This window comes from Parabacteroides chinchillae, assembly GCF_900108035.1.
Classification (GTDB): domain Bacteria; phylum Bacteroidota; class Bacteroidia; order Bacteroidales; family Tannerellaceae; genus Parabacteroides; species Parabacteroides chinchillae.
On sequence record NZ_FNVS01000001.1, the window covers coordinates 358,240 to 380,965 of the forward strand.

The following is a 22,726-nucleotide window of genomic DNA, read 5'->3' on the forward strand; positions in this document are numbered from 1 at the left end:
AAATGGATAAGCATCTCAACATAATTGCCTTCAACATTCCCTGGCCGGCCAATTACGGTGGGGTGATTGATGTATATTACAAGTTGAAAGCTCTGTATGAATGCGGAGTAAATATTATCCTGCATTGCTTCGAATATGAACGGCCGCAAGCAAAAGAACTGGAATCTGTCTGCGAAAAAGTGTACTACTATAAACGGCATACCGGTATCATAGCCAATATAACTTTATTGCCTTACAACGTATATAGCCGGAAAGACCCGTCTTTGCTCGCCAACTTATTAAAAAACAACTACCCGATCTTGTTTGAAGGGCTGCATTCTTGTTACTATATGGACAACCCCCTACTGAAAAACAGAAAGAAAATATTCAGGGAGTGTAATATAGAACACGACTACTATTATCATCTGGCAAAGTCGGAACGCCAATTCATCAAGAAATGCTTTTTCCGGATCGAGGCGTGGAGGTTCAGAAATTATCAAAAAGTGGTATCACATGCCGATTTAATTATCTCGGTATCTACAACCGATACAGATTATCTAAAAAAAGAATTCCCGGCAAACCGCATTGAGTTCATACCTTGTTTTCACGCAAACGAACAGATAACAACCCAGCCGGGAAAGTCCGGTTTCATTCTTTATCATGGTAAATTATCGGTCGTAGAAAACGAAAAAGCGGCCTTGTACCTGATTCACCATGTATTCGGCAAACTGGATTATCCCTGCATACTGGCAGGTATGAATCCGCCACGTTCGTTACGGGATGCCGCCTCGCTCTATTCCAACGTCACGATAGAAGCCAATCCTACTGAAGAAAGGATGAACTTCCTGATCCGCGAAGCACAGATCAATATGCTGATCACTTTTCAGGATACCGGCTTAAAACTTAAACTGCTCAACAGCCTGTTTGCCGGCCGTCATACGGTAGTGAACCATTTAATGCTGGCCGGAAGCGGATTGGATTCACTCTGCCATATAGCAGACACGCCGGAAGATATGATTCGCGAATGCACTAAGTTGATTAATGTCCCTATAGACGAAAAGTCCATTACAAAAAGAAAGGAATTACTAGAACCCTCGTTTTCTAATAAATATCAGGGAGCACGTTTGTATAAAATGATCTATGAAGAATAACCTGAAACATATTGCTTCTGTTCTTGCAGCACGCCTGCAAAAGATCGATTACGAAAGATTGCCCATCAGCGACTACAACAAGAGGTATATCCGCAATCTGAAACCGGCAATAGGATATTTCATGCAAATATATACGGAGTGTCTTTTCAAAGGCATTACTGCAACAGGGCTGAATCCTTCGGATATTACCTGTATCGACTATGGAGGAGGTAGCGGCTTCCTGAGCATACTGGCCAAAGAGGCTGGCATAGGGCAGGTTATTTACATTGATCTGAATCCTGATTCTGTGGTAACCGTACAACTGCTGAAACAAATAACCGGATCAGGTCCCGATATTATATTACGTGGCAGTTCCGATACCCTGTCCGAATGGTGTTCCACACAACACACCAAACCGCATTTGCTGATTGCAACCGATTTGATAGAACATATCTACAACCTCGAAACCTTCTTCTCCGACCTGATAAGTATCAACAGTTCGATGCAGATGATTTTTACCACCGCCTCCACCCCTTATAACCCTTATGTGAAGTGGAAACTGCACCGGGCAATGAGGGGTTGTGAAACAGGCACCCTGGAATCGCCCAACTATTACACCAAGCGATACCAGTACATAAAAGAAAAGTTCCCCGCATTTTCTGAAAAAGAAGTTTCGCAATGGAGCAACCGAACCAGAGGCTTAGTCTATCCGGATATAGAGAAAGCCATCCTCGGAAATACGATACCAACCCTAACCGACCGCTATAATACCTGTGATCCGGAAACCGGGAACTGGACAGAACGTATTCTGCCCATAGTAAACTACCAGGCTCTTTTATCGCAGTTCCATTATCAATTAAAAGTTGAAAAAGGATTTTATAATACGGAACGAAAAAGTTTTATCCTGTCCGCCATTTTCAAAAACATAAATCACATCATACGCAACAGCGGCAAACCGGGCTTTCTGCTCTCTCCCTTTATCATCCTACATTGCAGCAAGAAGTGAAATGACATACTCACGCTGCATATCTTCCGGTTTCAGTACCCTGTCATTCCATTGGAGCAGATCGATATCGATCGGGACAATTCCCTGTTTTTTATCATCCGGTTTGCGTCCGATTGTTACTTCGATCTGCTTAAACACTAATTTTAGATCGTCTGCAGAAAGCGGCGTATCAACCAATGCCATCCGGTTCAGAAAAGAGGACGAAAGCGGACAGGCTACCGGTTCGGTATAAACCGCCTCAGAAAAACAGATAGATGGAAAATACTGCAACAGCAACTCTGTTGCACGCCTTATATTCATCTCCCTGTCTTTATTTGACCCAAGACTTATGATAGCTCTGTTCAACATATATTTCCTATAATTATACGGCAAAGTTACGAAAAATGATGCGTGATTATAAAACAGTCTTAGTAAATGAGACCTTCAAAATTTCATAGTTATAATTTTATTGGATCATAGTTATGACTTAAAAAAATCATAATAATGATTTTTTTTTTGCAGGAATTAATCTAATCACGCTTAAAAAAACGTATTCAATGAATGCACCGTCAACAAAGGAGCTGAGCAAGGGCCAGTGTCCAAAAATACCTACATCTAGGTATAAAACATATTGAGTTTTGCCGTACCTTTGCAAAAGATATAGCAAACTATGAGACTATCAGAACTTCGTACAGGCGAAAAAGGGATTATCGTTAAGGTGATGGGACGCGGAGCCTTCCGCAAACGCATCATCGAAATGGGATTCATCCGGGGGAAAGAGGTAGATGTTATTCAAAACGCACCTTTAAAAGACCCTATCCATTATCGGGTAATGGGCTACGATGTATCTCTACGAAGAAATGACGCGGCATTAATCGAAGTAGTAAGCACGGCCGAATTCCTGTCGAAGCAAATTAACAACGAAACAGACCCCCGTCCGGCGAACTCCTATATAACTTCTTTGAGCGAAGACTTGCGTGCCATAGCTTTGCATAAAGGAAAAACCATTAACGTAGCCCTGGTTGGAAACCCCAATTGCGGAAAAACGTCTTTATTCAACTTCGCATCAGGAGCACATGAACATGTGGGGAATTATAGCGGCGTAACCGTTGATGCAAAAGAAGGGACATTCCAGCAAAACGGTTACACGTTCAGGATAGTAGACCTGCCGGGTACGTATTCATTGTCTGCCTACACACCGGAAGAGCTTTATGTAAGAAGCCACCTGAATGAAGCGCAGCCCGATGTGGTGATTAATGTCGTAGACGCCTCCAATCTGGAACGCAACTTATACCTCACCTGCCAGCTTATCGACATGGATGTGCGTATGGTAATCGCCCTCAACATGTATGACGACCTGGAGCGGAAAGGAAACAAATTCGACCATGAATCGCTATCGCGCATGATCGGAGCGCCTATTGTACCAACCATCAGCAAGACAGGTTTTGGCATTGAAGATCTTTTCAACCGGGTTATCAAAGTATATGAAGAAGAAGATCCTGTCTTACGACACATTCATATCAACTACGGCGAGGTCCTGGAAAAAGGCATCACAAACGTAAGAAAGGCACTCAAAGCAAATGGGAATGTGCCCAAAAGTATTTCTAAAAGATATTTGTCTATCAAACTACTTGAAGGCGATCACGAGATAGAAGCATTTGTAAAAGCCTTGCCCGGTTCGGAAATCATATTACAAGACAGAGACCGCAACATAGCCCAAATAGAAAATCTATTACAGGAAGACTGCGAAACGGCATTCACAAATGCCCGTTACGGCTTTATCTCCGGAGCTTTGCGCGAAACATTCGAGCAGAATAAGATAAAGGAAGCCAGCAGTACGCAGATTATAGACCTCTTTGTCACCCACAAGGTGCTAGGCTTTCCCATCTTTATATTATTTATGTGGATTATGTTCGAAGCTACTTTCCGCCTGGGCGAATACCCGATGCAATGGATCGAATCGCTTGTTGGTCTTATCGGGAACTTCGTACGCAACTATATGGAAGAAGGACCGCTGAAAGACCTTTTGGTAGATGGTATCATTGGTGGTGTGGGAGGTGTTATCGTATTCCTCCCGAATATTCTTATTCTGTACCTGTTTATTTCATTTATGGAAGATTCCGGTTATATGGCACGTGCCGCCTTCATCATGGATAAAATCATGCACAAGATGGGATTACACGGCAAGTCGTTCATACCGCTTGTCATGGGTTTTGGCTGTAACGTTCCGGCCATTATGGCATCGCGTACGATTGAAAGCCGCAACAGCCGCATGATTACCATGCTGGTAAACCCACTGATGAGTTGCAGTGCACGGCTGCCGGTATATGTACTATTAACAGGAGCATTTTTTCCTAATAACGCAAGTGTCATATTATTGGCATTATATGTAACAGGTATTCTGTTGGCTGTCGTTATGGCACGCTTATTCAAACGTTTCCTTTTTAATGAAGAAGATGTGCCTTTTGTTATGGAGCTTCCTCCCTACCGCATGCCTACAGGAAAATCGATCATGATCCACATGTGGGAAAAAGCAAAACAATATCTGCACAAGATGGGAGGAGTCATTTTATTCGCATCTATTATTATTTGGTTCTTAGGTTATTTTCCGCGTCACACGGAAAGTACGGATGCAATCAACCGGCAGATAGCAGAAGTTGAAAATGCAGAACTGGATTCTCAAGAAAAAGAAAAGACCATCGCTGAATTAGAACGCCTAAAAGCGATAGAACACCAGCAGAATTCATATATAGGACATATTGGCCAAGCTATTCAGCCGGCACTTCAGCCCTTGGGATTTGATTGGAAGATAAGTGTCAGCCTGCTTACCGGTATGGCGGCAAAAGAAGTTGTCGTTAGCACATTAAGCGTATTATACACCGGAGAAGCGGATGACAGCCAAATCTTATCGGAAAGGCTAAAGCAAGACCGCAATGCCGAAGGAAAATTAGTTTTTACACCTTTAGTGGCTATTAGCTTAATGTTATTTGTACTGATATATTTTCCATGTATAGCAACAATATCTGCAATAGTAAACGAATCGCGTTCCTGGAAATGGGGCGCATTTGTAATTGTCTACACATGTGTTCTGGCCTGGATCGTATCATTTACTGTATACCAAACAGGGCATTTCTTCATGGGGTTATTCAATTAACACTCAATATGAGAACCGCAGATGTTCTCTTTTGTTATTATAAAAAGAAATCTGGAGATTATGTGGCAAGAAATCGCAATTATTTTAATAGGGATAATAACTATTGCATACGTTGGTATGAAGTTCTATAAATCTCTCACCACCAAACGAAATCCGGAAAACCCTTGTTGCGGATGCAAAGGATGTAGTCTGAAGGAAGAAATAATGAAGAAAAGCATGAACGGAACCTGCAAAAAATAGATATGTCAGCGACCTTTACATTCTCCATAAACCAACCGTGGCAATAATTTGATAAAATTCCAATAACGGGGTACATTCTTTTGAGGTTCTTCAAAAGCTCTATACAACCATTCCAACCGCAAATTCCTCATCCACTGAGGTGCACGCTTTACCGGCCCTGTTTTTGCCATAAAATTAAATGCTGCACCAACGCCAAACATCACTCCTCTGTTTATCCGGGGAGATAGGTTAGCCATAAAAAACTCTTGTTTAGGTGCTCCTAGGGATACCCATATTATATCAGGTGCATATTTATTTATGTCTTCCGCTATTTCACTATAGTTAAAATCTTCAACTCTCCGAAACGGCAAGCTTTTAAAAGGCATATTTGCTATATCAGAATCTATCAACGAAAGTTCTTGTCGCAATTTAGCGAGTATTTCATCCGTATTCCCTATAAAATATTGTTTATATTGCCTCTGATTAAGAAAATAGCAAAATAGGTCATTCCCAATGTACGAACAGAAATCCCTCTTATGTATTTTGCCCAATAACCACGCAATGTTAGATCCGTCGCAAACGTTTACTAACGCTCCATTTACAACTTTATTAAAAGCTTTATCTTTATTCGCTACAGCAAGATTATTACTTTCTATTGCACAAACATATCCTTTCTTATGCTCCTCTATCGTATTCTTAATAATATGATGTACTTTATCTTTATCAAACTCCAGCAAAACATTAAAAAACTTCTCCATGCCAATAACCTTTTAAACTTTTTCTTTTTGTTCGGCTAGCAATTCTTGACATTGAGTTTTTTGAGCACTCAACAATAGTCCCAGAAACATCATAATAAAAAGACCTCTGTTACTAGTAAATGAAGCATCTGCAACATTTTCTATAAATAAGAATCCAGCCGATAATATAAATATTACAAAATACTGTATGTTAGTTGTCTTGAACAAAAACGAAAATGTTTTCCGAAAAAGATAAATCCAAAACAGAATAAATAAACAAACACCCACTATTCCGAATTGTGCCAGAGAGGGATAATAAGTATCGGCAACAAAGTACCAACCGCCTTGGGTCAATCCCCATACCCCGTCAATCCCATACTTAGTGTAAATATCAGAATAATACAACCCCGAAGCATGGGTAGCAAAGCTTGCCAGTCCTGATCCAAACGGGAAATAATCTGTAAAAATATCGATTGATGTAGAATATAACACAAAACGGGCCAACAAATCTTTTTCATCACCTGTTAATGTCTGAATAAAATAAAGTTCCAGCTTTTCCTTTGCAACCCAGCATACGCCAACCAGAATCAAAACAGAAATTGTAATCGTTTTAAAATTCAATTTTATTTTGCTTACATCATTAAAATAAAAAACGAAGCATGCAGCCAATACAAAAAAGCCATAAAACTTAGAACGTCCGGAAAATAAGCCGATAGAAAGCATTAATACAAACACCAGTTTATCTTTAATTGTGTATTTACTACAAAACAGATACACCAAAGACAGACAAACAGCAGATGCGGCATAGTTTGTTGGATGCTCCATTATTGTTTTAAAAATAAGAGGATCTACCAAACTGTAAATTCCTATCGGAACTAACAGTATCCAGACAGCCAGACAAAATAGTTTTAATAATTCCTTTTGTTTCTCAGAAAACTTCGGCATCATTTGATAAGCAGCAAAAAATGCCAGATAAGGCTTCATCTGAATAATTAAATCAGTAAAAATACCTGCAGCAGTATTACTTTTGATATAAAAAGAATATCCCGTATAAAAGACAAAACATCCAAGTGTAATAAAGAAAGCTTTATTAAACGGCCAAGTCTTGCACCGGCTAACAAAGAAAATATAAAAAACAAGAAGTACTAAGCCTAACAGTTCATCAGCACTCTTAAAACCAATTACGTTATATAATAAAACGCAAAAAATAAGAGATGCGACAAAGAAGTTATAAAAATGTTTATTTACAAAATCCTGAATCATATTTATTCTTTAATCTCCATTATTTATTCACATTTACCGATAGCCTGAATTAGTGCATTAAGCACAAGCTTATCCGGCCTGAGATATTCATTATAGTACTTCTTATTTTCCTGTTGCATTGTATACACAGCCTCCGGATGTTCCATTAAATAAGTAACATGCTGAATGCATTCGTCCACCGTATCAAACGATAAATAATTTTTACCGTCTTCAAATGGACCGACAACATCATAGTGAAACTTTTCATTTACAATAGCCCTGCTGGCTGCTACATATTCTCCGGTTTTCCATCCGATAGACTCATGAAGCCCCATAGAGCCAATGCAAATATCTGACAATTTCATCAATTTCAAATAATTATTCCGAATAGTATACCTACGGGGCATAATCAAATCTTTACAGCATTTTTTCGCCAAATCGGAAAATTGTATTCCTCCTGTAAAATTACGGGGATATAATTTCTTCAACTCCCGGATTATTTGAATACGCATATCATTAATATACTCTATTTCCTTATTAAATTCAGCACTTTGCTTTTCGTTGACTTCCCATAGCCTTGTAAAAAAGAGAACTTTCAGATTATCTTTTTTATATTCAGGAGAGGCCTCAAAGACAGAAGGCACAAAATAAGTCGAAGGCTTTACACCCAATAAACGTTTTAAACAATCTTTTAAGGAATAATTATCGGAAGAATCTATCGGATTCTTCCGATATGTTACATGATAATTAAATCCCAGCGGATTTAATTTATATCGATTTTTATCTGAAATCATCTGGTTTTTTTCTTTAGAAAAACTACGTTTAAAGTAAAAATCCACATTATCCAAATAAGCTTCCACTTTTTTTATATCCCAATTATATCCATCCAGCAAATCAAATGCTATCACTTTATCAGAAACTCTGATCTCTACAATATGAGAATGAGGATAAAAAGATACTCGGTCGTAGCATAAATTCACAGACAAATCGATTACCCCTTCATTTTCCAACAATAACAAGCCTGTTATAATAGCACTTGTATGCGGACTTTTGGATATTATATTTAAATCAACATGCTCTTTCATTCAGATATACTCTCCTAGCATTATTTTTTTAATCTCATATAAAGATCGTTCATCTTCTTTAAATAGGAATCTAATGAATACGATTGATCTATTGTTTCTTTTGCCGCAACCGACAGTTTACGTAATAATGTCCTGTCTTTTATCAGCTTCAATAAAGTCTCTGTAATATCAGATGTTGAAGTAACCAAAAATCCATTTTCTCCCGATTTTACAACATCTGGCATAGAGCCGACAGGAGTAACAACCGGTACTACCAAGTTATTCATACTTTCTAACAAAGCCATTGGCAAACCTTCAAAATAAGAAGGTAATAAAAACACTTGGGAACGTTTTAAGATTTCCAGTTTTTCATTCCCATAAACTAGTCCTCTATCTATAAATTTATCTCCGATTCGTTTCCGGCATTCTTCAACAAACCAATCCCGATCGCTGCCTACTCCACATAAATTAAACTCAAAATCTTCACCTAAAGTATTTAGTTCAGTCAAAGATTCTAATATTTCAAGTAAACCTTTGTTTTTATCGATTCGCCCAAGATATAAAATTGAAGATTTTGCCTCGTATGCTTTATCTGAAAAAGAAATCGTTGAAGGCATTACCGCATTTGACAAAATATCAATACAACCTTGCTGCACATTATATAAATCAGAAAGAGACTTTCTCTCTAATTCACTCAGAACAAGAATCTGGTTAGCATGTCTAAGTAAATAATCAATAATCAATTTTAATAGTTTATTAGCAGGTTTTGTTTTAACAAAACGTCCTCCATGAATATGCAATATGACAGGATAAGATTTTACTATCAGCAAATAATAGATTATCATATCACGGAATAACGAAAACGGTTCAAAACCAATGTTAAAATGAACAATATCAATTGAATTATCAGACAAGCATTTCAACAAACGAAACGGCGTCATCATCTGTTTCAGCAACCATCCCAAATTCCTGTTTTCCGTATCTTTTTTTCCTTGCAGGAAAGGTATATAATTAATTTCCTTATTGTACTCCAACAACAAACGTGTAACCGAAGATATTCCACTAATATTATCTTCCGGATTCAGAGACGGCGTTATAATCAAAACATTTTTTTTGTTCATAGACTTTCCTTCCTCATACCAAAAATAAATAACAATGACTTTTCCAACAAGGGGAAAGTACTAAAATAACGGACTATATCTTTCTGTACAACCAACTTGAAGATACGCACAAAAACAACATATATAACCAATAAAACGACCGGATATAATACTATATCTACAACAGAAAATGGAAGTAGCATCCTGATACAGCCTCCGGCAATCAACAAAGTAACAAATAACAGAAACATTTTAATATAAAAAAAATATTCGCTTTGAAGTTCTGATAAGATATATTTTCTCAAATAAAAATCAGATAACAAATATGAGCAAAAATAAGCAATACTATTTGATATAAGTATTGTATATAAACCACATGTGTTATATAAACAGAAAAAGACCAATACATTCACAACCACATTTGTACATTGTATCCATACGGTTTTTCCTGCTAATGATTTTGTATATAAATATTGATATATCGGATATGTTGGAGGTACCAGCAACAAAAAGCCGCCACATAAAACAGCTACAAACAAAGATAAATCCTCCAAGTTGTCATCACCCATCCACAGATATATCAACACTTTTGATATAAATATAAAAATCAAAGAAAAAGGAATAACCACCAAATGTATTTTTTTAGTCATATCTGCTACCACTTCGTATAAGTGTCTGGTGTTTTTTGAATTTGCAATATACGGACCCAAAGGATAGATAGCCTTACTAAATAAGCTGGCAATTTGCCCGCGTATTCGTAACGCCACATCAAACAAAGCCACAGCATTTAATCCTATAAATTTTGATATCAGTATTTTAGAGAGAGGCTCAAAAAACAAATTCAACACACTTGCCGAAAATATCTTTGAACTATAAACTATCTGTTTATAAAATATACGTTTCCATTGTTTTCTTATACCATTAATACGGTAAGTTCCCCATAGTTTAAAAGCGACACCTACAGTCATTACAAACCACAATAAAGAAGCTATGACTGATATTACCCCGATTCCTGTTAGGCCATAACCTTTTATGGCTACAAATAGCAACCCCAACCAATATATTATACTATATATTAACCGCGTAAAACTATTTATATATACTTTTTGCAAAGAATCCAATACAGAGGCAAAAGACATTCCCAATATCATAAACGCATTAGAAAACAATACGCAACGGAAAAAAACAACCGCCTCATCATAATAATAAATCGGAATATTCAGAACACTTAGCAAAACTGTTCTCTCTATACTTAACAGAACAGCTATTAAAACGCAAAGTAATGTAAGCTTAATACTCAACGCAACAAAAATATCAAAATTAGATTCTTGTGTTTTTCCCTGATTCGATAAATATACGATCAAAGCTCTATCCATCCCCAGGTCGGCCAATGTCCCTAAATTAGAAACAACAGATAAAACGGCAAAAACGCCATATACCTCCAAGCCCAATTTTGATATTAAAACGGGCACACAGAGGAAAGTCAATACAGCTGTTATAAACAATTGTAGAACTCCACTCAAAGAATTCCTTATCAAAAGTTTTTTATCATTCATTTGATATGTCTAATATTCTTCAAATAATAATAAGCTTTCATTCCACGACGTCCCATAATCATACTTAAACGTTTTCTAAACGAAATTTTATTATATTTTTTTGCGACTTTATCCATTTCCAATAATTTTATATCAGATAAAAGACATTCGCGTTGAATACTCTTATTTTTTACTGGCTGAATTAAATGTACATTACCCCGAATCGCTTCTTCGATCTTACGAGGTTCAAACTTTAACAGATATTTTGCCGATTCAAATAAAAATTTTCCTTTGGTATTATTACATAAAGCCAATGAAATTCCTTTTTCTTTATCCATAAAAGAAAAACAAGCCGACTCCCCTATTTTCCAAAAATCACCCATTGTTATATCGGCTAAACGAGGAAGTTTCGCATATTTACACCCATAACAAGAAGGCCGTAAATTTATTCCACTATAAAAAGAACCCATAAAGTTATTTTCCAATGCCCTGTAATAGCGGACTTTTCCATTTGAAAAGCAATATTGAGTAGTAGGAATTGTCCAACAAATAGATTTCGATCTGAAATTAATACTGGATATACTAGCTCCAACTTTTGCTTCCAGATCTTCATTTTGCTTTCGAAAATGAAGATCTGAAGGTATGCCATGGCATATCACTTCGCATGTAAATAATGTCGGATAAGAATCTTTTAAGAAAGAATATAAAGCAGCTATCTGGCAAGGGGTACCGGAAAACAACACAAATTCTCCGTTTTGTAGTCTTTCTTTTATGGAAGTCAGCACTGACGTAATATCACTTTGCAAATATTTAGAGCCTCTTATTAAAGATAATTCTTCCATAAAAGAAACACCTATATGTTTCACAGTCAAATCTTTCTGCAAAGAAGCACCATATACAGTAACCTTTCCTTGGTATAAATTGAACAATGCCTCGCACAAAGCAGAAAAAAAGCCTCCGGAAGAACTGTTTTTCAATATTTCTTTATCTATATGCTGGCAAGCATATACGCTTATTTCTTCTTTATCATAATTGTCTGATTTTCCATCTTGTAAAACCGGACAATAACGTTCACATTTATTACATTTGATACATAAATCTTCCTCAGACTTTATTTGCCGAAAGCCTTCTGCGTTTTCAAAAAAAGACAAACAATTAGTTGGACAAACCTCCAAACAAATACCACAACCTATACATTCTGTCTGATTCGGAAGTCTTTTCATTTCAAAATCCGGTTTAAAAAGTCTATCGATTGACGCCTTTCATTATTCAAATAAACATTTACTTTTTCATAATCTATATCAGGTTCTTCTTCAAACACGTCGAACTTCAACCTGCTTTCCAAAGAAAACTCCTTTAATAAAGTTGGGATCCGGCTATTGTCTCCTTTATTTATATCTCCGTCACGTTTACAGAAACTATAGAAATTACGGCCATAATTAATCGAAAATATTGTTCCGTGAAAAGAATCTGTGCAAATATACGAAGCATGTCTTATTAAAGAAATAAAATCACAGGGGCCTATACCAAACAAATGATTTTCTTCTTGTATATCCAAATAGTTAGAAACTATGTAATAAACTTTCATATTATGAGTTTCGCCCAATTTCCGGGCAAAATTTCGAATACTCTTCTTATATCCTAAACAATAGCATAAAATATAAGGTTCGTCTATAATTCTTGGCGATTCTATATTTTGCCAATCATCCGGAGTCAATAATAAAGTAGGGTCCAACACGTGCTCAATCTTTCTGTTTAAAACTCCTGAAAGTATTTCACAGCCATAACTTTCACGACAAGAAATATGATTAAAAGATTGCAAATAATTAGCATATATACCTTTCACTTCATCTGTCAGCAAAGCAACTCCCAGACTTGAAGCATACGAATTTTTATCAGCATCTTCTGCTGCAAATGTCAAAAAATAAGCACCATTATCTTTTAGGAATGTAGGATTCCAAGTTTGATCGCTTCCTACTATATAAATATCATACAAAGGAGGATTTTCTTTCAATTCAGCCAACGATGAATATAAAACAGAAGAGGTCTTTATGCAACCTGAATAAAAGCAATCAAATTTGTCTTTTATAGTCGAAAATTGCTGTTTATAAAGAAAATTATATAGTAACGGTCTAATACCCGAATTAAGTTTATCTTTTATTTTTTTCAGTTTAACTCGAAACGAAGCTTCTTTAAAAGGTTTTCCATCCACATAATTGATATATTCCACCGCATCATACCCCATTTTCTCAATACAGAACTGGAGAGCATAAGCTTGTAGCATTGTACCATAATTATGACCTGAATGATAAGATATTAAACCTATTTTCTTATTTTGTTTCATTACCTGTTTCACTTTGCTTTATCACTTGTCATCGATTCATACAAATTCTGATAAGCACATACTGTTGCTTGTATTGAATACTGATTTCCGGCATATACAGAAGCCTTATATACGAAATTGTCCAAACCCGCATAATCCTGTATAATACAGTCTATCTTTTTTGCACACTCTTCGGCATTTTCTTTTTCGAAACAATATCCATATTTTCCCTGCCCAACAACTTCTGTAGGCCCATCACCGGAAACTAAAACAGGAATCCCTGCAATCATTGCTTCTACAACTGTTAAGCCAAACCCCTCGTAAATAGAAGGTTGAACAAACAAATCATATTCATGCAAATGTGTATAAATATAATTTCTGTCTCTCAAACCCAGAAAATTCACATTAGCTTGCAATTTATATTTTTCAACTAAAGATCGCAAATATTTTTCAGATTTACCTTCACCTACAAAATCTAAAGACACCGGTCTTTTATACTTGTTAACCAATAAGTCAAGAGCTTTCAATAAAACATGTTGTCCTTTTACTAAATGATCCAATCGACTTACCATTATTAATCGAAAAGGAGAAGATACCTCCAAAGATTTTCTTTTTTTGATCCGGTCAATATGTATACCATTCCATATTATTTCCGGACAAAATAAAGTACGCTTCGTTATATCTTGTTTTACAGAATCTGAAATTGCAACAATTTTCTCGAAACGAAAAAAATACTTATCACTGACCCCAACTGTATGGACTGTCAAACACAATTTTTTTTTGAAAACAGGAAGTAACATGCCTCCTATTACACAGTCATGACAATGTAAGATATCTGCATGCAACCTGAATAGTATTATATTCAAATATAAAAACAAGAATGGGTTACGGCTACCTGGTTTTCTGCCTATTCGCACAACCTGTACCTTTTTATCCAACGATCGTAATAAACGCTCTTCAACCAAATCATTTATTACAATTAAGGTAACACGATGCCCTTCAGCAACCTGCCGGTTTACAATATCCACCAGCATTGTTTCTGCCCCACCCGTTGTAAATGAACAAATTAAATGAGTAACAAACATTAAACCGATTGTTTATAAGCACCTATCAATTCTTTTAAACGATCACGTAAGAACAATACTCCTACAGGAATAGCCAATGTAAATACAATGATAAACAATCCCGCATACAATTTTCTCGGACCAACCGGATATTGTTTAACAAACGCCGTATCTATCAATTTCGCTTTCGTTTGATCGAGTCCTATTGACAAAGCCAATTCTTCTCTTTTTTGCAATAGCAAAAGATATACAGCCTGTGTTATTTCCTGCTGCCTTTTAAAATCAACATAAACACGTTCCTGCATAGGTACCGAGCCTATCCTACCTAACAACTGCTGTTCTTTATTTCTTAAATCCGTCAAAGTAGAAATCATTCCATTACGGGCATTAGCTATAGTTAAATAGACATTCTCCCTCAACCGGTCCAACTTCTCATTCATTTGCAAAATCAACGGGTTATCCGAGCTTGAGTTCTGTAACATCTTATTCCTTTCCAGCAAAGCATCATTATAAGCAACCAACGGGCTTCCTTCTGCATCTTGAGATAGCATTAAAGGAACCAGATTATATTTATTATCCGGATTCTTTACATAAGCATCCATTAAATTAACAACCTGAGACTGTGCTTCCATCTCTATAATTTTAGACTGAAGCTCTTTCATCTGCTCCGAATACATTTGAACATCATATTCTATCGCAGTCATTTTATTCTTCAACTTATATTCTTCAATAGCTCTTTCTGTCTTATTCAGATCTTCAACAACAGTGGCAATACGAGTGTCTAAAAATGCAATTGTTTTCTTTGACTCTGTCTTGTTATAACTATCAGATTGCTCATTATATATTCTAACCAGTGTATTCAAAATATCTATTCCTCTTTGCTTTTCATGATCATCACAGGTAAATTCCAACATATTTGAAAGTTTAGACACCTCTTCTATTGAAAAGCCATTAATCATATCCTCGGCAACCCAACGTACAGGTTGTATCAGAATATCCAGATCAAACGAATTCTTAGGTCCATTTCTAAAATCTATGGTAAACTCTCCCTGAGGCAACTCCAGTTTTGCAGGCAAAGAAGAAAATATTTCTTTCCCTTTAGAAGATTTAACCGTTATATTTCCTTTGGCATCCACAGAGACCTTTAATGCCACCCTATCACTCAACGACATCATTGTTAAAGAATCGGCTGTAACTACCAATGGAGAATTTGTATACAATTTATGCCATGAAAAGGGTTTGGTATATGATACATTAATACCCAATTCCAAAATCATTTTACTAAAGAGAGAGTTTGATGAAAATGTCATTATTTCATCATCTATATTTATCCCTCCGCTATTACCAGAACTTAATCCAAAAGATTTCATTAATCCGGAAGCTTCTCCCATAGAAATACCTCCTCCTATTAAATCTTTATTTTCCTGTAACTGCACACTGGCATACATTTCATAGGTCCTTGGATATAATAATAAGTAAAGTATAGCCAGAATTATAGACACAATAAATGCCCCTACAAAATATTTCCACTGATGTATATAGTAAACAATGATGTTTTTCAATTCCACGGTTTCATTATCAATAACTTTATTGCTCATGATTTATTTCTTTGAAGTATTAATAATTGTAATAACCATTGATGTTATGATTGACACAGCACTGATCACAGAAGAAAATACAGTTATATTATATTGTTGAGCCTGACTATAACGTGCGTTTTTCTTTTTAGCCTTATTAGGTTCAACATATATAACGTCATTCTGACGCAGGTAATAATAAGGAGAAGCAAATATTGCAGGATCAGTTAAATCCAAACGCGCCATTTCCTTTTGTCCGTTTTCATCTCTTATTATCAAGATATTCTTTCTGTTTGCATTAATCGTTAAATCGCCAGACTGGCCGATAGCATCCAATATAGACAAACGGTCATTACGTGCAGTTAACGATCCCGGTCGGTTAACTTCTCCCATCAAAGTCACTTTGAAGTTTGAAATTTGTATATTTACCAATGGATCTTTTACGTATTTAGATATCTTTTCTTCCAACATCTTGCTCAGCTCCTGCTTGGTCATCCCGGCAACATGCAACATGCCCAACACAGGAAAATTAATCATACCATCTTTATCTACCAGATAATTATATAAAGACTGAGATGCGAAAACGGGTTGATCTCCCTGTTGTGAATAAGCATACGTAGGAGGATTAAACGGTGTTACCACAGAAGGATCCCATGCCGTAACAGTGATATTTAATAAATCATCCGGAACTATTCTTGTATTATATGATTGGTTCATAGCTTCTTTTTGTTCCGGTGTCAACGAATCTACTCCTTGGAAATAAATGACATCTTTTGGCGTCCCACACGATCCTAACAATAAAGTTAGCAATACGACTCCTACTACTGATACTAATTTCACTCTCATAAACTTTACTAATATTCAAATAAGGTGCAAATATACGACTTTTAAACCAGCGGAAAACAACAATAATTGTTCCTAAATTCAAAGTTACATTAATAACGATGCAATACCCGATATATTGCTGCATACAGGGCTAAAATTATCAACGGTTTTAGGGCTTTTTCATGAATTATTGCGTATGTTTGTCACAAAACAAATTGATTTATGGTAGAAATTGGAAAATATAATACCCTTAGAATAGTTAAGGATTTGGATTTCGGAGTCTATCTGGATGGCGGAAACGATCTGGAAATTCTCCTTCCGGCACGTTATGTTCCGAAGAATGTAAAACCGGGAGACGAAGTGGAAGTGTTTATCTATCATGACAACGAAGGGCGTATTATAGCAACAACAGCCAAACCTTTAGCTTTGGTTGGCGAATTTCAATACATGGAAGTAAAATCAGTTAATAATACCGGGGCTTTTCTCAACTGGGGTATTATGAAAGATTTGCTTGTTCCTTTCAAAGAGCAAAAAATGCCAATGAGAGAAGGTAAATGGTATCTTGTATATGTACGTCTTGACCATGTTACGGGACGTATCATGGCTTCCGCACGTATCGATAAATTCCTTAACAATACACCTCCTTTGTATGAACACAATCAAGAAGTGGATTTGTTGGTTGCAGAAGAGACCGAAATCGGATACAAAGTCATTATAAACAACTCGCATTGGGGGTTAATTTATCACAATGAAGTATTTCGCCGGCTCGAAAAGGGAGAACATTTAAAAGGATATATAAAAGATGTTCGCGAGGACGAAAAAATAGATGTCAGCCTTACTCCCCTAGGTTATAAAAAGGTAGAAGGTATAACCGGTACCATATTAGAATCATTGAAAGCACAAGGCGGTTACATTCCGGTACACGACAAAAGCGAGCCTGATGTTATCTATTCCTTGTTCCGTTGTAGCAAAAAAGCATTCAAACAAGCCATCGGAGCTTTATACAAACAAGGACTTATCTCTATAGAAGAGAACGGAATCCGACTAAAAGAGTGAGAATACGTTTTTATCTAATTATTCTGCATTGCCAATAAGTATTTATAAACTCTTTGTATCTTTGGAAAGTTATATTAATAACATATCACTTAAACAGATAAACAAATGAAAAAGTATCTTTTCTTTGCTGCTTCCGCCGCTTTATTGATGGCTTGTAGTGAAAAACCGGGATATGATATCACCGGTACAGTTTCAGACTCCAACCTGAATGGGAAATATGTATATTTATATACATACGGTTCTAACGATGCAGCACCACTCGACAGTGCTTTGGTACAAAACGGTACTTTCACTTTAAAAGGTACACAAGAAACACCGGCTCTTCGCACGCTTCGTTTTGCAGAAGATGTAGTAGAACCTGTTCGTGCCAATACAGGAGAAAACGCCCCCTTCTCTGCCACATTCATTTTGGAAAACGGTAAACTTCAGGCAACGTTAGGCCCTTCTTCTTCTGTAAAAGGGACACCCGAAAATGATGCATTGGCAACACTGCAGGATAAAATAAAGGCAACCCGTCAAGACTGGGATAAGCTGATAAAAGACATGAAATCGGAAGATAAAGAAGTTGCCGAAGCTGCAGGAAAGAAATTGGATGAGATTGATGCTGCTGTAACTTCATTCGTAAAATCTTATATCACAGACAACAACAACAAACAGTCGGCTGCTAAATTGTTCTATGACTTCCGCTACAACTTAACAGAAGATGAACAGAATGACATCATTGCGCAGGCAGACTCCGTATTCAAGACTGTTCCGGGTATTAATGCAATGATAGATCATCTTAACATTCTGAAGAATGTGGCAGTAGGTAAACAATTTACCGACTTTGAAATGGCTGATGCAAAAGGACAAATGCATAAATTATCCGAATACGTAGGAAATGGTAAGAATGTAGTTCTTATTGATTTCTGGGCTTCCTGGTGCCCTCCATGCCGTCGCGAAATGCCTAATCTGGTTAATGCTTACAAGCAATATAAAAACAAAGGTTTCGAAATTATTGGTATTTCATTGGACAGCAATGCTGATGCGTGGGCAAAAGGTGTAAAAGACCTGAATATCACATGGCCTCAATTGTCAGACCTTCAGGGCTGGAAGAATGCTGGTGCAGCTCTTTATGGTGTAAATAGTATTCCACACACAGTACTGGTTGACAAAGACGGTACAATCATTGCTAAGAATCTGCACGGCAACGAACTGAATGCCAAGCTTAAAGAAGTAGTCAAATAAGAAAAACTTTTTTCTAAAATAAACAGCCAACGGGCTATTCTGCAAGTAATAATTTGCTTATGGAATAGCCCGTTTTCTTATTACAAAATCATCCCGGTCATTTTTATAATTCATCGAGATGATTTTTGAAAATGATCGGGATGATTATAAAAAACGATCCTTATTTTGCACCTTTCTTATTTTTCTCCTAACTTTGAGCAAACTATAATCTTACACGCCTATGTCTGCTCAAGATAGCTCCCGTAAGCTGGCTAATAATTCTGAATAATACGTTACTTAATCTTAACGACCAGAACAAATAACGAACCTTGCCGTTGCAGGGCTAAATTAAAAATTTTATCTTTGCGCGGATTTCCAATAGCTGTACTTAGTATTAAATTAGCATAAATTTTTATTATCACTTTAATATAATAAATTAGCGATTATGATTTATTCACATGAAGTTCAACACATGTGTGTTGTAAAGAAAGGAGCTAACCACCAGTGTGCTCCGATTCCTGAAGAAGGAAAGTGGGTTAGAGCAACTCAGATAACAGACATCTCTGGTTTGACTCACGGTATCGGTTGGTGTGCACCAAAACAAGGTGGATGTAAGCTGACTCTGAACGTTAAAGACGGAATCATTCAGGAAGCCCTTGTAGAAACTATCGGCTGCTCAGGTATGACTCACTCTGCTGCTATGGCTTCAGAAATTCTTCCGGGCAAAACATTGCTGGAAGCATTGAACACAGACCTTGTTTGTGACGCTATCAACACAGCAATGCGTGAATTATTCCTGCAGATCGTTTACGGTCGTACTCAGTCTGCATTCTCAGAAGGTGGTCTGCCAATCGGCGCAGGTTTGGAAGATTTGGGAAAAGGTCTTCGTAGCCAGGTTGGAACAATGTTCGGCACATTGGCAAAAGGTGTACGTTACCTGGAAATGGCAGAAGGATACTGCACCCGTATGGCATTAGATGCAGACGATGAAGTAATCGGTTATGAATTTATCCACCTGGGCAAATTCATGGATATGGTTAAGAAGGGTATCGATGCTAACGAAGCACTGGAAAAAGCGAAAGGTTCTTACGGTCGTTTCAAAGAAGCTGTAAAATATATCGATCCTCGTAATGAATAAGAAAACACTGACACGCGTCCTGCTGGGACTTACTGCAATAACAGTTGTGGGAACGGCAATCGCTTATTTCGTAATAAAGCCGGAAAAGCCCTGGTTGGCTTTTTATGTTGCCTGCTGCGGAGGTGTGCTTGTTTTCAATTTTCTGGTATCTTTATTCCTGGTAAATAAGAATTTAAAAAAATAAAATAATATGGCTTTATTTGAAAGTTATGACCGTCGTATTGATAATATCAACGCGGTTTTAAAAGAATATGGTATCAACGGTATCGAAGATGCAAAAGCTATCTGCGACGCTAAAGGTATCGATCCTTATACAATGTGTAAGGAAACTCAACCAATCTGTTTCGAAAACGCTTGTTGGGCATATGTAGTAGGTGCTGCTATTGCTATCAAGAAAGGTTGCACAAATGCTGCTGATGCTGCCGAAGCTATCGGTATCGGTTTGCAGGCATTCTGTATTGCCGGTTCAGTAGCCGAAGACCGTAAGGTAGGTATCGGACACGGTAACCTGGCTGCACGCCTGTTGCGCGAAGAAACAAAATGTTTCGCATTCCTGGCTGGTCACGAATCATTCGCTGCTGCCGAAGGTGCTATCAAGATCGCTGAAATGGCAAACAAAGTTCGTAAAGAACCGTTGCGCGTCATTCTGAACGGTCTGGGCAAAGATGCTGCTAAAATTATTTCTCGTATAAACGGTTTCACTTACGTTCAGACTCAGTTTGATTATATGACTGGAGAGGTAAACGTTGTGGAAGAAAAAGCATACTCAACCGGTCTGCGTGCAAAAGTAAAGTGCTACGGTGCTGACGATGTTCGCGAAGGTGTTGCTATCATGCGTAAAGAAGGTGTTGACGTATCTATCACAGGTAACTCAACTAACCCGACTCGCTTCCAGCACCCGGTAGCCGGCACATACAAGAAAGAATGTATGGAAAACGGTCATCCGTATTTCTCTGTTGCTTCAGGTGGTGGTACAGGCCGTACTTTACACCCGGATAACATGGCCGCTGGTCCTGCTTCTTATGGTATGACCGACACAATGGGCCGTATGCACGGTGACGCTCAGTTCGCTGGTTCTTCATCTGTTCCTGCTCACGTAGAAATGATGGGATTCCTGGGTATGGGTAACAACCCGATGGTAGGTGCTACGGTTGCTATCGCGGTATCTATTGAGCAAGCAATGAAGAAGTAATTAGAGACTTCTATATACAATATATCCCCGTAACTCGATGAGTTATGGGGATTTTTGTTTTTAGGGCACGAGTGATCTCGTATGTAGAGTAGTAATATGCTATTGTAGCTGCAGGAGCAGTGGTAACAAAGGATGTAGAACCGAATTCTATCGGTAGCAGGTGTGCCTGCCGCTTACATACGTGACATTAATAAATAGGCAGCGTTTTTTAATAATCTTTTGGAGTAGTATAAAAATAGTCGTAATTCCATTTTCATACAGCATTTTCTTATCCGAAATTTATTGATACATTTGTTGCATATCAAATCAAAAACAATCATGACACTAAGTATTGAACAGAATACATGCATAAAGTGTAAGAAATGCGTACAGGTATGTCCTGCTAACATCTTTATCCAGAAAAAAAACAAAGAAGCGATTGAGTTACAATATATCGACAGTTGCATTGTATGTGGTCATTGTGTGGACGTCTGTCCCACAAATTCTGTTCTGCACAGTGAATTTCCGTTGGAAAATGTTCACACAATTGATTACAGTTATATGCCCGATCCGGACCGGCTTATGGAACTGATAAAATCCCGCCGTTCCAACCGTACCATCACTACCCGGCCTGTTCCCAAAGAGATGCTGGACAAAATTGTGGAAGCAGCCAATTGTGCGCCTACCGCCACAAATGCACAAACAGTATCTTTCACGGTAATTACAGATCCGGCAAAGCTCCGTCAGGTAAGCGATTACACGATCAATGTATTTAACTCTTTGGCTAAATTTTTACTAAATCCAGTTATAAAGTGCCTGCTGAAGCCATTTATGAAAGATGTATATAAATATGTACCTACATTTGAACGTCTAAAACAGGAACATGCAGCCGGCAATGATCCGATTCTCCGAAAAGCGACAGCACTGCTGTTTATTCATACGCCTAAATCTAACCGGTTTGGGAGTGAGGATTCGAATCTGGCATACCAAAACGCATCTTTAATGGCACAGGCTCTAGGTGTAAGTCAAATATATATGGGTTTTGTTCTTACAGCTATCAAGCAAGAAAAAAAAGATACTTTGGCAAAAGGACTGGGAATAGATGGAAAAATTCACGCTATCATGGCGCTGGGTATGCCAGCTTTCCGATATCCTAAATATGCAGACAGAAAGCCCGCCAAATATCAACTCATATAAAACCAATGCATTATAAACAATAAT

21 protein-coding genes are annotated in these 22,726 nt (G+C 37.3%); 10 read left to right on the top strand and 11 right to left on the bottom strand.

Annotated elements, in window-relative coordinates:
- Positions 1 to 2 precede the first annotated feature (2 nt).
- Together C4S38_RS01405 and C4S38_RS01410 are read left to right on the top strand one after the other, a co-directional pair.
- The gene (locus tag C4S38_RS01405; RefSeq protein WP_103982233.1) at positions 3 to 1,130 is read left to right on the top strand and encodes a glycosyltransferase; all 1,128 of its coding nucleotides are present in this window, start codon (positions 3 to 5) and stop codon (positions 1,128 to 1,130) included.
- Positions 1,120 to 2,115 (top strand): methyltransferase domain-containing protein, encoded by a 996-nt coding sequence (locus C4S38_RS01410; protein ID WP_103982234.1) that lies wholly within the window; start codon positions 1,120 to 1,122, stop codon positions 2,113 to 2,115. The genes C4S38_RS01405 and C4S38_RS01410 overlap by 11 nt, the downstream gene beginning before the upstream one ends.
- Here the strand turns inward: C4S38_RS01410 and C4S38_RS01415 are convergent.
- Positions 2,095 to 2,415: a 2-amino-4-hydroxy-6-hydroxymethyldihydropteridine diphosphokinase gene (locus C4S38_RS01415; RefSeq protein ID WP_234999266.1), complete on the bottom strand. Its 321-nt coding sequence runs from the start codon at positions 2,413 to 2,415 to the stop codon at positions 2,095 to 2,097. The two genes, C4S38_RS01410 and C4S38_RS01415, sit on opposite strands and share 21 nt — an antisense overlap.
- Positions 2,416 to 2,764: 349 nt before the next feature.
- Here C4S38_RS01415 and feoB point away from each other — a divergent pair, with 349 nt between their 5' ends.
- Together feoB and C4S38_RS01425 are read left to right on the top strand one after the other, a co-directional pair.
- A complete protein-coding gene (gene feoB, locus C4S38_RS01420; RefSeq protein WP_103982236.1) occupies positions 2,765 to 5,248 on the top strand; it encodes a ferrous iron transport protein B in 2,484 nt (827 codons plus the stop codon).
- Between the two features lie 60 nt (positions 5,249 to 5,308).
- Complete coding sequence (locus C4S38_RS01425) at positions 5,309 to 5,488, top strand: FeoB-associated Cys-rich membrane protein (RefSeq protein ID WP_099465065.1); 180 nt, start codon at positions 5,309 to 5,311, stop codon at positions 5,486 to 5,488.
- A gap of 5 nt (positions 5,489 to 5,493) precedes the next feature.
- Here the strand turns inward: C4S38_RS01425 and C4S38_RS01430 are convergent, their stop codons facing one another.
- From C4S38_RS01430 to C4S38_RS01475, 10 genes are read right to left on the bottom strand one after another with little or no spacing between them, the layout of a single operon-like run.
- Positions 5,494 to 6,225: a WecB/TagA/CpsF family glycosyltransferase gene (locus C4S38_RS01430; RefSeq protein WP_234999267.1), complete on the bottom strand. Its 732-nt coding sequence runs from the start codon at positions 6,223 to 6,225 to the stop codon at positions 5,494 to 5,496.
- A gap of 12 nt (positions 6,226 to 6,237) precedes the next feature.
- A complete protein-coding gene (locus C4S38_RS01435; protein ID WP_103982238.1) occupies positions 6,238 to 7,467 on the bottom strand; it encodes a hypothetical protein in 1,230 nt (409 codons plus the stop codon).
- Positions 7,468 to 7,490: 23 nt separating this feature from the next.
- On the bottom strand, positions 7,491 to 8,531 hold the full coding sequence (locus C4S38_RS01440) for a hypothetical protein (protein WP_103982239.1): 1,041 nt from the start codon (positions 8,529 to 8,531) through the stop codon (positions 7,491 to 7,493).
- 20 nt (positions 8,532 to 8,551) lie between these two features.
- Positions 8,552 to 9,631: a glycosyltransferase family 4 protein gene (locus tag C4S38_RS01445; RefSeq protein WP_103982240.1), complete on the bottom strand. Its 1,080-nt coding sequence runs from the start codon at positions 9,629 to 9,631 to the stop codon at positions 8,552 to 8,554.
- Complete coding sequence (locus C4S38_RS01450; protein WP_103982241.1) at positions 9,628 to 11,166, bottom strand: oligosaccharide flippase family protein; 1,539 nt, start codon at positions 11,164 to 11,166, stop codon at positions 9,628 to 9,630. The genes C4S38_RS01445 and C4S38_RS01450 overlap by 4 nt, the downstream gene beginning before the upstream one ends.
- Entirely contained in the window at positions 11,163 to 12,368 is a 1,206-nt protein-coding gene (locus C4S38_RS01455) for a Coenzyme F420 hydrogenase/dehydrogenase, beta subunit C-terminal domain (protein WP_103982242.1), read from the bottom strand. Before C4S38_RS01455 ends, C4S38_RS01450 begins: the two co-directional genes overlap by 4 nt.
- The gene (locus C4S38_RS01460; protein WP_103982243.1) at positions 12,365 to 13,489 is read right to left on the bottom strand and encodes a polysaccharide pyruvyl transferase family protein; all 1,125 of its coding nucleotides are present in this window, start codon (positions 13,487 to 13,489) and stop codon (positions 12,365 to 12,367) included. Before C4S38_RS01460 ends, C4S38_RS01455 begins: the two co-directional genes overlap by 4 nt.
- An 8-nt stretch (positions 13,490 to 13,497) precedes the next feature.
- Positions 13,498 to 14,553 carry a glycosyltransferase gene (locus C4S38_RS01465; protein WP_103982244.1) on the bottom strand — a complete coding sequence of 352 codons (1,056 nt, stop codon included), beginning with the start codon at positions 14,551 to 14,553 and terminating at the stop codon, positions 13,498 to 13,500.
- Positions 14,553 to 16,130, bottom strand: a complete 1,578-nt coding sequence (locus tag C4S38_RS01470; protein WP_103982245.1) for a GumC family protein — start codon at positions 16,128 to 16,130, stop codon at positions 14,553 to 14,555. Before C4S38_RS01470 ends, C4S38_RS01465 begins: the two co-directional genes overlap by 1 nt.
- Positions 16,131 to 16,133: 3 nt before the next feature.
- On the bottom strand, positions 16,134 to 16,955 hold the full coding sequence (locus C4S38_RS01475; protein WP_103982246.1) for a polysaccharide biosynthesis/export family protein: 822 nt from the start codon (positions 16,953 to 16,955) through the stop codon (positions 16,134 to 16,136).
- A gap of 201 nt (positions 16,956 to 17,156) precedes the next feature.
- Here C4S38_RS01475 and C4S38_RS01480 point away from each other — a divergent pair, with 201 nt between their 5' ends.
- The 6 genes from C4S38_RS01480 to C4S38_RS01505 all read left to right on the top strand — a co-directional run bounded on the left by C4S38_RS01480 (position 17,157) and on the right by C4S38_RS01505 (position 22,702).
- Positions 17,157 to 17,990, top strand: a complete 834-nt coding sequence (locus tag C4S38_RS01480) for a CvfB family protein (RefSeq protein ID WP_099465054.1) — start codon at positions 17,157 to 17,159, stop codon at positions 17,988 to 17,990.
- Between the two features lie 105 nt (positions 17,991 to 18,095).
- Entirely contained in the window at positions 18,096 to 19,217 is a 1,122-nt protein-coding gene (locus tag C4S38_RS01485; protein WP_103982247.1) for a TlpA disulfide reductase family protein, read from the top strand.
- Positions 19,218 to 19,641: 424 nt separating this feature from the next.
- Positions 19,642 to 20,334 carry an iron-sulfur cluster assembly scaffold protein gene (locus C4S38_RS01490; protein WP_099465051.1) on the top strand — a complete coding sequence of 231 codons (693 nt, stop codon included), beginning with the start codon at positions 19,642 to 19,644 and terminating at the stop codon, positions 20,332 to 20,334.
- Positions 20,327 to 20,518, top strand: a complete 192-nt coding sequence (locus tag C4S38_RS01495) for a hypothetical protein (protein WP_099465050.1) — start codon at positions 20,327 to 20,329, stop codon at positions 20,516 to 20,518. Before C4S38_RS01490 ends, C4S38_RS01495 begins: the two co-directional genes overlap by 8 nt.
- 6 nt (positions 20,519 to 20,524) lie before the next feature.
- Complete coding sequence (locus C4S38_RS01500; protein WP_103982248.1) at positions 20,525 to 21,526, top strand: GGGtGRT protein; 1,002 nt, start codon at positions 20,525 to 20,527, stop codon at positions 21,524 to 21,526.
- A 318-nt stretch (positions 21,527 to 21,844) separates the two neighbouring features.
- Positions 21,845 to 22,702 (top strand): nitroreductase family protein, encoded by an 858-nt coding sequence (locus C4S38_RS01505; protein WP_103982249.1) that lies wholly within the window; start codon positions 21,845 to 21,847, stop codon positions 22,700 to 22,702.
- Positions 22,703 to 22,726: the final 24 nt, after the last annotated feature.

Excerpts from the sequence above, each read along its gene's own strand:
- C4S38_RS01480 (WP_099465054.1), top strand. The coding sequence starts at position 17,157 with ATGGTAGAAATTGGAAAATATAATACCCTTAGAATAGTTAAGGATTTG.
- C4S38_RS01415 (WP_234999266.1), bottom strand. The coding sequence starts at position 2,415 with ATGAATATAAGGCGTGCAACAGAGTTGCTGTTGCAGTATTTTCCATCT.
- C4S38_RS01450 (WP_103982241.1), bottom strand. The coding sequence starts at position 11,166 with ATGAATGATAAAAAACTTTTGATAAGGAATTCTTTGAGTGGAGTTCTA.
- C4S38_RS01440 (WP_103982239.1), bottom strand. The coding sequence starts at position 8,531 with ATGAAAGAGCATGTTGATTTAAATATAATATCCAAAAGTCCGCATACA.
- C4S38_RS01410 (WP_103982234.1), top strand. The coding sequence starts at position 1,120 with ATGAAGAATAACCTGAAACATATTGCTTCTGTTCTTGCAGCACGCCTG.
- C4S38_RS01460 (WP_103982243.1), bottom strand. The coding sequence starts at position 13,489 with ATGAAACAAAATAAGAAAATAGGTTTAATATCTTATCATTCAGGTCAT.
- C4S38_RS01470 (WP_103982245.1), bottom strand. The coding sequence starts at position 16,130 with ATGAGCAATAAAGTTATTGATAATGAAACCGTGGAATTGAAAAACATC.
- C4S38_RS01430 (WP_234999267.1), bottom strand. The coding sequence starts at position 6,225 with ATGGAGAAGTTTTTTAATGTTTTGCTGGAGTTTGATAAAGATAAAGTA.
- C4S38_RS01455 (WP_103982242.1), bottom strand. The coding sequence starts at position 12,368 with ATGAAAAGACTTCCGAATCAGACAGAATGTATAGGTTGTGGTATTTGT.
- C4S38_RS01425 (WP_099465065.1), top strand. The coding sequence starts at position 5,309 with ATGTGGCAAGAAATCGCAATTATTTTAATAGGGATAATAACTATTGCA.
- C4S38_RS01435 (WP_103982238.1), bottom strand. The coding sequence starts at position 7,467 with ATGATTCAGGATTTTGTAAATAAACATTTTTATAACTTCTTTGTCGCA.
- C4S38_RS01505 (WP_103982249.1), top strand. The coding sequence starts at position 21,845 with ATGACACTAAGTATTGAACAGAATACATGCATAAAGTGTAAGAAATGC.
- C4S38_RS01485 (WP_103982247.1), top strand. The coding sequence starts at position 18,096 with ATGAAAAAGTATCTTTTCTTTGCTGCTTCCGCCGCTTTATTGATGGCT.
- C4S38_RS01475 (WP_103982246.1), bottom strand. The coding sequence starts at position 16,955 with ATGAGAGTGAAATTAGTATCAGTAGTAGGAGTCGTATTGCTAACTTTA.
- feoB (WP_103982236.1), top strand. The coding sequence starts at position 2,765 with ATGAGACTATCAGAACTTCGTACAGGCGAAAAAGGGATTATCGTTAAG.
- C4S38_RS01500 (WP_103982248.1), top strand. The coding sequence starts at position 20,525 with ATGGCTTTATTTGAAAGTTATGACCGTCGTATTGATAATATCAACGCG.
- C4S38_RS01490 (WP_099465051.1), top strand. The coding sequence starts at position 19,642 with ATGATTTATTCACATGAAGTTCAACACATGTGTGTTGTAAAGAAAGGA.
- C4S38_RS01495 (WP_099465050.1), top strand. The coding sequence starts at position 20,327 with ATGAATAAGAAAACACTGACACGCGTCCTGCTGGGACTTACTGCAATA.
- C4S38_RS01405 (WP_103982233.1), top strand. The coding sequence starts at position 3 with ATGGATAAGCATCTCAACATAATTGCCTTCAACATTCCCTGGCCGGCC.
- C4S38_RS01445 (WP_103982240.1), bottom strand. The coding sequence starts at position 9,631 with ATGAACAAAAAAAATGTTTTGATTATAACGCCGTCTCTGAATCCGGAA.
- C4S38_RS01465 (WP_103982244.1), bottom strand. The coding sequence starts at position 14,553 with ATGTTTGTTACTCATTTAATTTGTTCATTTACAACGGGTGGGGCAGAA.